Source organism: Arthrobacter russicus, from assembly GCF_031454135.1.
In the GTDB taxonomy this organism is placed as follows: domain Bacteria; phylum Actinomycetota; class Actinomycetes; order Actinomycetales; family Micrococcaceae; genus Renibacterium; species Renibacterium russicum.
The window spans coordinates 2,586,041-2,598,506 of record NZ_JAVDQF010000001.1; the positions used below are offsets into that span (position 1 = coordinate 2,586,041).

The 12,466-nt window shown below is 66.8% G+C and carries 13 protein-coding genes; 9 read left to right on the top strand and 4 right to left on the bottom strand.

Annotated features, from left to right (window positions below):
- Positions 1–12: 12 nt before the first annotated feature.
- Positions 13–1,668: a bifunctional 3'-5' exonuclease/DNA polymerase gene (locus JOE69_RS12065; protein WP_309799033.1), complete on the bottom strand. Its 1,656-nt coding sequence runs from the start codon at positions 1,666–1,668 to the stop codon at positions 13–15.
- 176 nt (positions 1,669–1,844) lie between these two features.
- Between JOE69_RS12065 and ssd the strand changes: the two genes are divergently transcribed.
- From ssd to JOE69_RS12100, 7 genes are all read left to right on the top strand, one after another.
- The gene (gene ssd / locus JOE69_RS12070) at positions 1,845–2,969 is read left to right on the top strand and encodes a septum site-determining protein Ssd (protein WP_309799034.1); all 1,125 of its coding nucleotides are present in this window, start codon (positions 1,845–1,847) and stop codon (positions 2,967–2,969) included.
- On the top strand, positions 2,966–4,150 hold the full coding sequence (locus tag JOE69_RS12075) for a TadA family conjugal transfer-associated ATPase (protein ID WP_309799036.1): 1,185 nt from the start codon (positions 2,966–2,968) through the stop codon (positions 4,148–4,150). The genes ssd and JOE69_RS12075 overlap by 4 nt, the downstream gene beginning before the upstream one ends.
- On the top strand, positions 4,147–4,833 hold the full coding sequence (locus tag JOE69_RS12080) for a hypothetical protein (RefSeq protein WP_309799038.1): 687 nt from the start codon (positions 4,147–4,149) through the stop codon (positions 4,831–4,833). The genes JOE69_RS12075 and JOE69_RS12080 overlap by 4 nt, the downstream gene beginning before the upstream one ends.
- Positions 4,830–5,375, top strand: coding sequence for a type II secretion system F family protein (locus JOE69_RS12085; protein ID WP_309799040.1), 546 nt, complete (start codon positions 4,830–4,832; stop codon positions 5,373–5,375). Before JOE69_RS12080 ends, JOE69_RS12085 begins: the two co-directional genes overlap by 4 nt.
- Positions 5,376–5,451: 76 nt before the next feature.
- Entirely contained in the window at positions 5,452–5,769 is a 318-nt protein-coding gene (locus JOE69_RS12090) for a DUF4244 domain-containing protein (protein WP_309799042.1), read from the top strand.
- Positions 5,766–6,146 (top strand): TadE family type IV pilus minor pilin, encoded by a 381-nt coding sequence (locus tag JOE69_RS12095; protein ID WP_309799044.1) that lies wholly within the window; start codon positions 5,766–5,768, stop codon positions 6,144–6,146. The genes JOE69_RS12090 and JOE69_RS12095 overlap by 4 nt, the downstream gene beginning before the upstream one ends.
- A 10-nt stretch (positions 6,147–6,156) precedes the next feature.
- The gene (locus JOE69_RS12100) at positions 6,157–6,543 is read left to right on the top strand and encodes an Rv3654c family TadE-like protein (RefSeq protein WP_309799045.1); all 387 of its coding nucleotides are present in this window, start codon (positions 6,157–6,159) and stop codon (positions 6,541–6,543) included.
- Positions 6,544–6,556: 13 nt separating this feature from the next.
- Here JOE69_RS12100 and sftH read toward each other — a convergent pair whose 3' ends face one another.
- Entirely contained in the window at positions 6,557–8,896 is a 2,340-nt protein-coding gene (gene sftH / locus JOE69_RS12105; protein ID WP_309799047.1) for a DNA 3'-5' helicase SftH, read from the bottom strand.
- Positions 8,897–8,995: 99 nt separating this feature from the next.
- A complete protein-coding gene (locus JOE69_RS12110; protein ID WP_309799049.1) occupies positions 8,996–9,742 on the bottom strand; it encodes a S1 family peptidase in 747 nt (248 codons plus the stop codon).
- Positions 9,743–9,927: 185 nt separating this feature from the next.
- Here JOE69_RS12110 and JOE69_RS12115 point away from each other — a divergent pair, with 185 nt between their 5' ends.
- Together JOE69_RS12115 and trhO are read left to right on the top strand one after the other, a co-directional pair.
- Positions 9,928–10,383 (top strand): hypothetical protein, encoded by a 456-nt coding sequence (locus JOE69_RS12115; protein ID WP_309799051.1) that lies wholly within the window; start codon positions 9,928–9,930, stop codon positions 10,381–10,383.
- 9 nt (positions 10,384–10,392) lie between these two features.
- The gene (trhO, locus tag JOE69_RS12120; RefSeq protein ID WP_309799053.1) at positions 10,393–11,271 is read left to right on the top strand and encodes an oxygen-dependent tRNA uridine(34) hydroxylase TrhO; all 879 of its coding nucleotides are present in this window, start codon (positions 10,393–10,395) and stop codon (positions 11,269–11,271) included.
- A 10-nt stretch (positions 11,272–11,281) separates the two neighbouring features.
- On the opposite strand, the gene srmL is transcribed toward trhO, so the two are convergent.
- Positions 11,282–12,418 (bottom strand): PheS-related mystery ligase SrmL, encoded by a 1,137-nt coding sequence (gene srmL, locus JOE69_RS12125; protein ID WP_309799055.1) that lies wholly within the window; start codon positions 12,416–12,418, stop codon positions 11,282–11,284.
- Between the last annotated feature and the right edge of the window lie 48 nt (positions 12,419–12,466).

The window sequence follows — 12,466 nt, forward strand, 5'->3', positions numbered from 1 at the left end:
ACGGAGCGGCTGCTATTTGGCCTCGTCGTAATGGTCGACGACGGCGAGCGTCACCGGGAAGTTGATCGGAGCCCGACCGTAGATCAGGTCCTTGGCGGATTGCGCTGCCTCGGCGATCAACGTGCTGACCTGGGCGACGTGGGTTTCCGGGCAATGCACCATCACCTCATCGTGCAGGAAAAACACCAGTTCCGCGCCGAGTTCGGGCCTCGAACGCAGCGCCCGGCGCAGCTCGGCGAGCCAACAGGAGGCCCATTCCGCGGCCGAACCCTGGACCACGAAATTCCGGGTGAACCGTCCCCTCGAGCGGGCCAAGTTGTCCGCCCATCGTTGCTCCTGCTCGTTGGTGGTTTGTTGCGCGGTGCGCCAGGCCGCGGAGGGCGGCGGCGAGCTGCGGCCCAAGAATGTGCTGACCACCTCGCCGCGCTCACCGGCCCTTGCCGCCTCTTCGACCAAACCGACCGCCCGGGGATAGGTTCGGGCCAACTGCGGCATCAACCGCCCGGATTCCCCGGTGGTGGCACCGTAGATCGCGCCGAGCAGGGCGACCTTGGCCTTGGCCCGATCGCCGCCGAATCCCTGTGCCGCGATTCCGGCATACAGATCGCTGCTCTGCGCTGCTTCGGCCATTTTCGAATCCTGGGCCAGCGCGGCCAGCACCCGCGGTTCCAGCTGGGCGGCATCGGCGACGATGAGCTTGTGGCCCGGATCCGCGTGCACCGCGGCGCGGACCTGTTTCGGAATTTGCAGCGCGCCGCCGCCGCGGGACGCCCAGCGTCCGGAGACCACCCCGCCGACCACGTATTCCGGACGGAACCGGCCATGGCGGACCCACTGGTCCAACCAGAACCAGCCGTTCGCGCTGAACAGCCGGGAGAGTTTCTTGTAGGCGAGCAAAGGTTCGATCGCCGGGTGGTCGATCTCCTGCAATTCCCAGCTGCGTGCGCTTTTCGCCTCGATGCCGGCCCGGTGCAGGGCCCGCAGCAGCTCCTGCGGCGAGTCGGGGTTCACCGTGGCCACGCCGAGCTTTTCCCGCAGTTGCGCGGCCAGGGCTTCCATCTTCGCGGGCCGTTGGGTGCCTGGAGGCCGCGGGCCCAGAGCTTCTACGAGTAGTTTTTCGTGCAGATCAGCGCGCCACGGGACGCCGGTGTGCTGCATTTCGGCGGCGACCAGGGCGCCTGCGGATTCCGCGGCCAGCAACAGTTGCAGGCGGGCCGGTCGGGTGGAAGCGCGGATTGCCTGGAGTTGGGCGCGGAATTCCGCAAGCAACTCCTCCGGCCCGGCCCCGCGGGCTCCGGTCGCGGCCTCGAAGAGGCTGTCCTGGGCCGGGTCGACCAGGCCGCGGGGTTCGAACGGTTCGGCGGCCGGCGGGACTTCGCGCGGATACCCGGTGCCCGCGGTGGATTCGGCCGCGGCCAGGATCGCCTGGCACAGCGAGAGGTCATGGCAGCGTTCCACGGTGACTCCGGCCGAAAGCAGCTCCGGGTACCAGGCCTGGGCCCGTTGCCACACCCAGCGCGGTCGGTTCCGGCGTTCCAGCGCGGAAACGGCATCGGACAGATCCGGCCTGGCAACGATCCTCGGTTCTGCTGCGGGCTGGCCTGCGGCATCCAGCAGGAGCAGGCAGGCCTGCCCGGCTTCCGGGCCGCTGGCCAGCAGGATGTACATGCGTCTATTCTGCCGGGCAATCGAACCCTCGGGTGCACGGCCGGCCCGGCAGATCCGGAGAATCAGGTCAGCTTTTGTCCGTGACCAGTCCTGCACAGGACCGGTGGATCGGGGGTTTCCCCACATCCGGAGTTGTCCGCTGGCGGAGGGCCTGGCCGGTTCGGCAGCCTGGTGGCATGAACGGTGGAGCAAAGCGGGGACGCATTCCGGACTGGACGCCGAGGTCGTTCGCGCCGGTTTGCCTGCTCAGCGGCATTCCGGCGCTACGCGAGTTGGCTGCCGGGATTGTCACTGCTGCCGGGACTGATCTGGTCGATGGTCTGCCGGCGGGTTCGGCGGCTTCGGCGGTCTCCGCGGTGCTGATCGGGCCGGATCTGCTCGCCGGCGTGCAGGGGCACCGGGCGATGGTCGAGCGCCGCGCCTGCCCGAGGATCCTGATCGGCATCGCAGACGAGGGGCATCCGGACCTCTGGCAACTCGCGGCGAAGGCGGACATCGACCATGTGGTGCCATTGCCGGAAGGAGCCGCTTGGCTGGCCGAATTCCTGAACAGTCTGCAATCGGCTCCGGAACTTGGCCGGACGATCAGCATCGTGGGCGGCCACGGGGGAGCCGGAGCCTCGACCACCGCGGCTCTGCTGGCCCTTCGTTCGGCCGCAGCGGGGCACCGGACGTTGCTGATCGATGGGGACCCCTGGGGGCCGGGCATCGAGTACGCGCTGTCGGCCGAACCGGCTCCGGGGCTCACCTGGTCCGATTTGCGGCAGAGCTCCGGAACGCTCAGCCCGATTCAGTTCTCGGCGGCCCTGCCTCAGTCGGCAGGCTGTGATGTTCTGGGGTTCGGCCGGATTCGCACCGGGGCCGGCGAATCGGCCGGGCCGCACGGCCCGGGGCTGGCTTCCGACGTCGTCCTGGCGGCTCTGGAGGCTGCTTCACGGGCTTTCGAGCTGGTGCTGGTCGACGTCGGCCGCTCGACCGGAACGGTAGAGCTGTTCGCTCCGCAGAGCGATCTCTTTATCTGCCAATCGACCGCCGGACTGACCGGGCTTTTGGCAGTGCGAAAGTTGTTACCGGCCTTGCCCGCCTCGACCCGGCTGGTGGTGCGCCGGCCGTTGCCGGAAGGTCTGGACGCGCAATTGGCCGCCGACTCGGCCGGCCTTCCGCTGCTGGGCGAATTCCCGCTGTTGCGCGGCGTCGGCCGGATCGCCGATCGCGGAGCATTGCCCGAACTGGTCAACCACCGGGGCGTCCGGCGGCTGTTCGGAGCCCTGTCGGCCGCGCTCGGGACGGCGGCGAGATGAAGCGCGGGGCGGAACCGGTCGAATCGGCCGTCGGCAAAGGACAGGCCCCCGATCCCGAGCTGCTGGAGCGGATTCGGGACGATGTGCTGGCGCAGGGCCGTCCATTCAGCTCGGCCGGCGTCGCCTCGGCGCTGCGTACGAGCGGCCGCGTGCTGGGGACGGCAGGTTCGTTCGCTGCGGTCGCGCGGATCAGCGCCGAGTTGAGCGGATTGGGGCCGTTGCAGCAATTGCTGGCGGACCCGGAACTGACCGACATCTTCGTCAACGCCCCCGAGCAAGTGTGGTTGCAACGCGGGCGGGGGTTGGAACCCAGCCCGGTGAAGTTCGTCGGCGAGGCGGAGGTCCAGGCACTGGCCCGGCGATTGATTTCCAGCGCCGGAAAGCGCCTCGATGAAGCGAATCCGTGCGCGGACGGCCAATTGCCCGGCGGCCTCAGGGTCCACGCAGTGCTGCCATCGGTGTCCGGCAGCGGCACTCTGCTTTCGCTGCGGGTGCACCGGATGGAACCATTCGACCTGCCGGAACTGGTCGAGCGAGGCGTGCTCCCGCCCGGAGCGGCGGATCTGCTGCGCGAACTGATCGCATCGGGGCGGAATTTTTTGATCAGCGGCGCCACGGGGTCCGGAAAGACCACGCTGCTCAATACCCTCCTGGGGATCTGCGGTCCGCAGGAACGTTTGATCGTGGTCGAAGACACCCCGGAGCTTTCACCAGGGCATCCACACGTGCTTTCGTTGCGGAGCCGTGTCGCGAACGTCGAGGGCCTGGGCGCGGTGGATTTGCGGCAGTTGGTCCGCGAGGCCTTGCGGATGAATCCGAGCAGACTGATTGTCGGCGAGTGCCGCGGTGCCGAGATCCGCGAGCTGCTTACCGCACTCAACACCGGGCACGGCGGCGCCGGCACGATCCATGCCAACGGCGCGGCAGACGTTCCGGCCCGGTTGCAAGCCCTGGGAGCCCTGGCCGAAATGAGCCCGCAAGCGGTCTCGCTGCAAGCAGTCAGCGCCATCGACGTGGTCCTGCACATGTCGAATACCGCCAGTGGCCGGCGGCTTGTGCATCTGGGGTTGCTCTCCCTCGAGGAGGCGCAGTTAGGCGTCCAGATGGCCGCGGCATTTTCAGCCGAAGACGTGATTCCTGGGCCGGCTTGGCGGAAGTTGCAAAGGAGATTGGCCGGATGAATCTCCAGGTGTTGCTGCTGGGCCTCGGTGGAATCTGTTTGTGGTACTGGCCGATGAGGCATCCGGCAGGCCTCCGGCGGGGTGCCGGGTCGAAACCGCAGGCCGGGTCGGCCGGTCAACCGGTTCGCATCGGCGAATTCGAGCTGTTCGTCCGGCACGTTGCGGCGCTGCTTTCGGGTGGCTCCGGGGAATTGGATTTGTGGCGCGCGGTAGCGGCATCGAATCGCGCCTCGGCCGTGGCAAACCTGGCCGAGGCCTGTGCGGCGCGTGCCGCGGCAGGACTCGGCGCCGCACCGGTCTTCCGGAAGATTGCGGAGCTGGCGCCGCAGCGTGATCCGGTCCGGATCGCCGCGATCGAGTTCGCGGCCTGCTTGGAGCTCGCCGCGCGCAACGGTGTGCCGATGGCCGAGGTATTGGAAAGGCTGGCCGGGCATCTCGACTCCGCCGCCGAGGTCCGGGGTTTGCAGCGGATCGCGATGGCGGGTCCATCGGCGACCGCAACCTTGCTGGGCTGGCTCCCGTTGCTGGGCTTGGCCTCCGGGTATTTGATGGGGCTGGACCCGCTCGGGGTGCTGATGTCTTCGCCCTTGGGCTGGGCGGCACTCATCGCGGGCGGCGGGCTGTTGCTGCTGGGCCGGTTCTGGATGTCGGCGCTGCTGCGGTCTGCTGGGACCGTGCGATGAATCTCCTGGTTTTCGGTTGCGGCCTGCTCGGGGTGCTTTTGCTCTTTTCCCCGACGGCGGGCGACCGGGCTTTCCGGCCGGCAGCCGCCCGACCCAAAGAGCCCGACGGCGTACAGGATTTGCCCCTGCTGCTGGATCTTTTGGCCGCCCTGCTGGCCGCCGGTCTGCCCCTGGACCGGAGCTTGCGGGAACTCGGCGCAATCTGCAGCCGGTCCCTGGGCGGCAGCTTGGCTATGGTCGGCGCAGCCCTGGGTCTGGGCTCCGAATGGTCGGCCGCGTGGCGGGGAATCCTGAATGCGGCGCCATTGCGGGCCCTCGTGGACTTGGAGCGGTCAACTCGGCTTTTGGCCTTGACCGGTGCGCCGTCTGCCGTATTGCTCCGGGCCGAGGCAACCCGATTGCGCCAGGAGAGGCAACGAGAACTGCAACGCCGTGCGGCAGCGCTGGGGGTGAAACTCGTGCTGCCGATGGGGCTCTGCGCATTGCCGGCCTTCATGTTGTTGGGCGTTGTGCCGGTGCTGATCGCGCTGCTGCCCGGATAAACCCAGTACGAGATAAACCCAGTACGAGATGAACCCAGTCCAGACTCAAGCAAAATCCGACCGAAGGAGAATCCAGATGAACCAGCAATGCCGAGACCGGGCCGAAGAAATGCGGACCGAAGAGGTGCCGGCCAGCCGTTCTGAATCGGGCCAAACCGGACGGCCAGGCATGTCCGCCGACGTGATGCCGACCTTCCGTACGGCGCCGGTCGAGGCGGAAGCCGGCCCGGAACGGCTTTCGCGAAGCCGGGAACTGGGCATGGCGACCGCCGAATATGCGATCGCGACCTTGGCCGCGGTGGGCTTCGCCGGATTGCTCGTGGTGATCCTGCGCAGCGACGAAGTCCGCGGGTTCTTGCTCGGCTTGATCCGCAACGCTTTGAGCATCGGATGAAGCTGCCACCGCGGCGGGCCGGTGAACGAGGTTCGGCAACGGCTGAATTGGCGGTGCTTTTCCCGGTTCTGCTTTTGCTGCTGGGTTTTCTGTTGTTCAGCGCGCAGACCGCAGTGGCCCAAATGCGTTTGGAAGACGCGGCCCGTGCCGCCGCCCGGGAAGCGGCGCGCGGCGCCGCGGCGGAGGCTGTCGACTCGGTGGCCCGCCGGCTCGGCGGCGCCGATGCCAACGTCGTGGTGCGCCGCGAAGGCGGGTTCCTCGAGGTCGAGGTCGGCAGCCGATTGGCCGGTCCGTTCGGGGACTTGCTGGGCAACCAACTCAAAGCCAAAGCCACCACCCGGGCCGAGGATTCCGAGGCGCCCGGAGCGATGCCATGATCCGGGTGCCATGAAGCGCTGCGGCCGGGCTTCCGGTCAGCCGCAGCGGGGATCGAGCACAGTGCTGGTGGCCGGGGTGGCGATTGCCGCGATCATGTTGTTGCTCGGCATCTCCTGGTTTGCCCAAGCAGCGCTAGCCGGTCAGCGAGTCAGGACGGCGGCAGACCTTGCCGCGTTGGCCGCCGCTGATGCGGCGCGCGGGCTCAGCTCCGGTGATCCGTGCGGGCTTGCCGGGCGAATCGCGGCGGAGCACGACGTCGAACTGGTCAGCTGCCGGGTTCTGGGCCAGCGCCAGGAAATCGTCGAGGTGTACACCGCGCTTCGGCTACCCGGGATCTTGGGCGGGGCCACTGGTCGGGCCCGGGCCGGACCGCCGGGATCAGCATCCGGGGGCTGAGCCGGAGCGCCGGTCAGGCGGTCGGGTCGGAGGCAAACACCAGGCGGAGCAGCTCGATGGCGCCGGACTTGTCCAGGGGATTGTTCTTGTTCCCGCATTTGGGCGATTGCACGCAGGACGGGCAACCGGATTCGCATTCGCAGGCCGCAATCGCGTCGTGCGTGGCCTGCAGCCAGCGTCTGGCCATGTCATATCCGCGTTCGGCGAAGCCGGCACCGCCGGGGTGGCCGTCATAGACGAACACAGTGGGCTGCCCGGTGTCCGCGTGCAGCGCCGTCGATACCCCGCCGACGTCCCACCGGTCGCTCGAGGCGACCAAGGGCAGCAGTCCGATCGCTGCATGTTCCGCGGCATGCAAGGAGCCAGGGAAACGGGCTTGGGCCAGGCCGTTCGCGACCAGGAATGCCGGTTCCACGGTGAACCAGACGGCTTTTGTGAACAAATCCCGGGCGCCGAGTTGCAGGGGTTCTTCACCCAGGATTTCATTCGAAACCAGCGCTTTGCGCTGGAAGGAGACCACTTGCGTGGTCACTTGGACTTCGCCGAAGTGCAAGGTCACCGGTCCCCAGACGGATTCCTTGAGGCTGTTGACCACTTCGATCTGAGTGACGTCGCGAGCCGTGGTGTAGAAGTCTGGCCAGGCCCGGCGCACGACCGCGCAATGGTCGGCTTCGTTGAGCTCTTCGACGAGGTAGTTCAACCCTTGATGGACGTAGACCGCCCCGGCATGCGCCTGGTAATGCGATTGCGGTGAACCCATGGTGCCCAGAACGGTCCCGGTGTCCGCCTCGACGATGCTGATCGGTCCGCCCCCGTCCTCGCGGAGATTCACCATGCCGGCGGCGCTTTGCGGATGGGTCCAGAACCAGCCGGCGGGCCGGCGTCGCAAATAGCCTTCTGCGACCAAGGAGTCCAACAGGGCTTCGGTACTGGCTCCGAAGAGTGCCAGGTCGTTCGGGCCCAAGGGGATTTCGGCGGCGGCGGCGCACAGCTGCGGGCCCAACACGAAAGGGTTTCCGGGGTCGAACACACTGGCCTCGACCGGAACGTCGAAGATCGCTTCCGGGTGGTTGACCAGATAGGTGTCCAACGGGTCGTCACTGGCGATGAAGGCTGCCAAAGCATCCTGCCCCGCTCGGCCGGCACGGCCGAACTGCTGGAAAAGCGAAGCCCTGGTGCCGGGCCAGCCGGCCACCAGCACCGCGTCCAGGCCGGAGACGTCGATGCCCAGTTCCAAGGCGGAGGTGCTGGCCACACCGAGCAGCTTTCCGGAGCGCAGGGACTGCTCCAACTCGCGCCGTTCTTCGGGCAAATAGCCGCTCCGGTAGGCGGCGACGCGTTGCGGCAGGCTCGGATCCACTTCTTCGAGCAGGCGTTTGGTATTGCCGGAGATCGCCTCGGCACCGCGTCTCGACTTGATGAACGCTATGGTCCGAACCCGGGCCGCGACCAGATCGGCCAGCAGATTCGACGTTTCCGCAATGCTGGTCCGCCGTTCCGGGGCGCCGTTCTCACCACTGACTTCGCTCAATGCGGGCTCCCAGAAGGCCACCGTGGTGGCACCGTGCGGCGAAGCGTCCTCGGTCACCGCGGCCACCGGCATCCCGATCAGCCGGCCGAAGGATTCCTGCGGTTGGGCCGAGGTCGCCGAAGCCGCGATGAAGACCGGGGCCGAGCCGTGCTGCCGGCAGATCCGGCGCAGTCTGCGCAGCACCGCCGCCACGTGCGAGCCGAACACGCCCCGGTAGCCGTGCGCCTCGTCCACGATCACATAACGCAGGCGGCGGAAGAACTTCGCCCACCATTCATGATTGGGCAGCACGCCGAAATGCAGCATGTCCGGATTGCAGAGCACGAAGTTCGCGTGCTCGCGGATCCAGCGGCGCTCCGACGCTTCGGTGTCGCCGTCGTAGGTCTCCGCACGCAAAGCGGAGAGCCCGAGGGCGCGGAGCGAGCTCAGCTGATCGGCGGCGAGCGCTTTGGTCGGAGCCAAGTAGAGCACGACGGCGTCCGCTGCCTCATCGACGAAGCGTCCGGTCGCGGCCGCTTTGGCTTCTTCCGCCCGGCAAATCGCGTCCAGTGCCGGAAGCTGGTAGCCGAGGGACTTTCCGGAGGCGGTGCCGGTTGCCAAAATCACGTGCTGACCGGCATGCGCCAATTCGGCGGCCTCGACCTGGTGTCGCCAGGGCTGCTGGATCCCCACGGACCCCAGGGCCCGGATTACTTCGGGATGCGCCCATCGGGGCCAGGGCGCTTCAACCGCCGCGCGAGCCGGCAAGACCCGGACGTGGCGCAGCTGCTCCGGTTCCGGGCCCCGGCCCAAATACTTCAGCAATTGCGACGGCTCATCCACCGTGCCATTATCCACCGCAGCCACGGCCAAGCCCGCCCCGGCTCCGGGCGGGCCTGGAACCGGGGCGGCTGGGTAAAACCGGATGCCGGGGGAGTCAGCTCAATTGACGGCGACACCGGTGGTGCTGGTGATCCAGTCGGCAGAGGCCGGTACGGAAGCGTACTCCACGTCGTTGGGGTCGTTGTAGCTGTTGGTGCCGGAGCAAACCCCGACCAGCTTGCCGTTGACGATCAACGGTCCGCCGGAGTCGCCCTTGTAGGCTTGGCCGCTGCCGCGGGTCTCCACGATCGACGGTCCTGACCAGCCCTGATCGTCGGTGCCGGCGATGGTCACGCTTGCGGTCTTCAGTTTCGCGGCGGCCGGTGCTCCCGGAGCGGTGCGGCCCCAACCGTAAATGTCGCCGGGGGTGCCCTGGCTGGGTGTGCTTCCACCCAGCGTCGCGTAGCTGCCCTGGTACGGGGCGGTCAGCTCGGCCAGGGCGACGTCGCCCTGGGACCATTGCGCAACCCGCTTGACCTTGACCGCGGTGCCGCCGTTCAAGTCGGCACTGCCGACTTTGAAGCTGATCGAGCTGGCACTGTTACCCTCCACGCAATGCTTGGCCAAGATCACCCAGGTCGGCGAAATCAGCGAAGCCGAGCAGTTGAACGAGCCGTTGACGAATTCCCGGGCAGCGAAGGGGACCTTGGCGAAATCGGCATTGCTGCCGTCGATGATCCGCGGGGAGACACTGGTGCTTTTCGCCAGGGGCGCCGCTTCGTGCGTGGCGGCGGTCGCGCTGGACATTCCGGTGAGCGACAGCATGGCGGCGGTGCCGATGACTGCGGCGAGGGGAGCCAATTTCATGGGAAGACCTTCCAGTGATGTGGTTGACATGCGGTTCCGGTATTCATCGTCGAAAAACGGAGCCACCACAACTTAGCCAGGCGAATCTGGCAAACGCCTCCGGATCGGCTCAAAGACCGCTCCACGTGATCCGGCGGAACCGCCGGGGAATTGCCGCAGCGCAATGCTTGCCGTTGAATGGACGGATGCCCGCAGATTCCGAATCCGCCCCGTATTACCAGGTTTCCTGGCCGCAACTCATGCTCGGCGCGGCATTGTTCGCCGTGCTCGAGGTGGTCTTGACCTTTCTGGCCGGCAACCTCGCGGCCATGTTGCTGACCATGGTCGCGGCGCTCGCCGTCGTGGTCATTGCCGGCCGGCTGATGCGTGGCCGGGCGGCATCCCCGAAGGTGTGGTTCGGCGGCCGGCATGCGGCGTCCCTGGGGCTGGGATTTCTGGGCTCGTTGTTTTTCCTGGTGGCATTCATCGCGGGCGTGTATCTGCTGTTCTGGCTCCGCTCCGGATTCGAACTCGCCGGATTGCCGCTGCCGTTGTCGGTCATCCTGTGCGGATTGATCGCGCTGCTGCTGTTCGCGGTGTATTACCGGTTCATCGAAGCCGTGATGAACCTCTTGGCCTCCAGGGTGTCCGGGCGGGGCTAAAATCGATGGGTGGCAATACACCGAATCGTGCTCTTCTACGCCTTCACCCCGGTCGCGGATCCGGAAGCGGTGCGGCTGTGGCAGCGTGCCCTCGGTGAGTTGCACGGACTGACCGGTCGGATCCTGATCTCCAAGGACGGCATCAATGCCACTGCGGGCGGCGAGCTCAACGCGGTCAAGCAATATTTGAAAGCAACCAAGGAATACTTCAAGAACATCGACGTGAAGTGGTCTGAAGGCTCCGCTGCGGACTTCCCCCGGTTGAGCGTGAAAGTCCGGGACGAGATCGTCAGCTTCGGGGCTCCCGGGGAGTTGGCCGTCGACGAAAACGGCGTGGTGGGCGGTGGCAAGCATTTGCGACCGGAAGAGCTGCACCAGTTGGTGGCGGAAAAAGACGTGGTGTTCTTCGACGGCCGGAATGCTTTCGAGGCGCAGATCGGCAAGTTCAAAAACGCGGTGGTGCCCGAGGTCGCGACCACCCGGGACTTCATTTCTGAACTGGACTCCGGCAAATACGACCACCTCAAGGACCAGCCGGTGGTCACGTACTGCACCGGCGGAATCCGCTGCGAAGTGCTGTCCAGCCTGATGGTCAAGCGCGGGTTCTCCGAGGTGTACCAGCTCGACGGCGGCATTGTCAGGTATGGCGAGAAGTACCGGGACTCCGGACTCTGGGAAGGCTCGCTCTACGTTTTCGACAAACGGATGCACTTGGAATTCAGTGAGGACGCCAAGACCATCGGCGAGTGCAGCAGATGCGGCGCACCGACCAGCGATTTCCACAATTGCGCGAACCTGGCCTGCCGCCAATTGAGTCTGTACTGTGCCGAGTGCGCCGCCGATGCCGCTACTTTGCGCTGTGCCGAAGGTTGCCCGGAGGCGGGCTAGGAGCCGCGGCTCATCCCGCGATCAATTCGAGCACCGGTCCCTGGTGCACGGCCACGTAGACACGATCGCGGAGCCGATTGGCCTCGGCCACGGTCAAGGTCCGGTCCAGGGCCTGCAAAGTCAGTCTGATCAAAGCGTTGGACTGATTCGGCTGCACCCCCAATCGGGCCACAGCGGCGGCGGGCAGCGCCGCCGCTGCAGTCACCTCCAGCACTTCCAGCTCAGCCAGCACCTCGGCGTCCGCGCCCAGCGCCGCCCTGGCCAGATCGCCCAAGGTCTCGGCATCGACGTCGGGCGGGCAGACGATGGAGAGGTCCCGGCGCATCGGCGGCATCACGGAGATCTGCTGCCAGGGTTGCAGATCTTCCAGCTGGCGTTGCGCACGCGGTTCCGTCGATCGCAGCAGTCTGATGTCATCGATCCCTTTGCGCAGCATCAGCGCGCGGTCCAGGCCGAGGCCCATCGCCAAGCCGCACCAGCGCCGCGGGTCCAAAGCTGCCGCGCGGAGGATCGGGGCTGCGATCAGTCCGCATTCCGCCAGTTCCAGCCACTCGCCGCCGACCAGGACGTCGAGCTGATGCCCATGCGCGGTGTACGGGTGCCGGGTGGGCGTCGCGCGCCATTGGCAGCCGGGCAACACGGACTCGGCAACCAGCGCCATCATTTCTTCCAACTCGGCCAGACCCAGGAGCCCGCGGGACTTGAGCCGCCACAGATCCAATTGGTGCGGGGTGCCGACGTGGGTGCGGTCCACCGAATCACGCCGGTACACCAAACCGGGCAGAACGTGCAGCTGGTCGTAGTGCTCAAGGGTTCCGGCCAAGGAATCCAAGAGCGCGGGGATTCCTGCCGAGGTATGGCTGCGCAGCATTACGGTGGGCGAGACCTGCCGGGTGTACCGGGCGTCCCGGGTGGTGGCGGCCGGGCTGTAGCCCAGCCGATCGTAGTTGTCCCGCACTGAGACCAGGGGGCTGAGCCGGTGCAACTGCTGCGGAATCCGCCATTTGGCGTCCAACGATTCGAGTATTTGGGCCAACAGCTCCTGCATCGCGTGCGTGCGGTCCGCTGGATTCTGCGCGGGATCGCTCAGGTCGCGAATCGCTAGGGATTGGTTGAGTTCGGTCAGTGAAAGGTAAGGGGTTTCCATGGGTGCTCCTCGAGAGGTCGTTGCAAGGGGATGTCCACCCTCGACCGC

Excerpts from the sequence above, each read along its gene's own strand:
- JOE69_RS12085 (WP_309799040.1), top strand. The coding sequence starts at position 4,830 with ATGAATCTCCTGGTTTTCGGTTGCGGCCTGCTCGGGGTGCTTTTGCTC.
- srmL (WP_309799055.1), bottom strand. The coding sequence starts at position 12,418 with ATGGAAACCCCTTACCTTTCACTGACCGAACTCAACCAATCCCTAGCG.
- JOE69_RS12075 (WP_309799036.1), top strand. The coding sequence starts at position 2,966 with ATGAAGCGCGGGGCGGAACCGGTCGAATCGGCCGTCGGCAAAGGACAG.
- JOE69_RS12090 (WP_309799042.1), top strand. The coding sequence starts at position 5,452 with ATGAACCAGCAATGCCGAGACCGGGCCGAAGAAATGCGGACCGAAGAG.
- JOE69_RS12110 (WP_309799049.1), bottom strand. The coding sequence starts at position 9,742 with ATGAAATTGGCTCCCCTCGCCGCAGTCATCGGCACCGCCGCCATGCTG.
- JOE69_RS12095 (WP_309799044.1), top strand. The coding sequence starts at position 5,766 with ATGAAGCTGCCACCGCGGCGGGCCGGTGAACGAGGTTCGGCAACGGCT.
- JOE69_RS12065 (WP_309799033.1), bottom strand. The coding sequence starts at position 1,668 with ATGTACATCCTGCTGGCCAGCGGCCCGGAAGCCGGGCAGGCCTGCCTG.
- JOE69_RS12100 (WP_309799045.1), top strand. The coding sequence starts at position 6,157 with ATGAAGCGCTGCGGCCGGGCTTCCGGTCAGCCGCAGCGGGGATCGAGC.
- ssd (WP_309799034.1), top strand. The coding sequence starts at position 1,845 with ATGAACGGTGGAGCAAAGCGGGGACGCATTCCGGACTGGACGCCGAGG.
- JOE69_RS12115 (WP_309799051.1), top strand. The coding sequence starts at position 9,928 with ATGCCCGCAGATTCCGAATCCGCCCCGTATTACCAGGTTTCCTGGCCG.
- JOE69_RS12080 (WP_309799038.1), top strand. The coding sequence starts at position 4,147 with ATGAATCTCCAGGTGTTGCTGCTGGGCCTCGGTGGAATCTGTTTGTGG.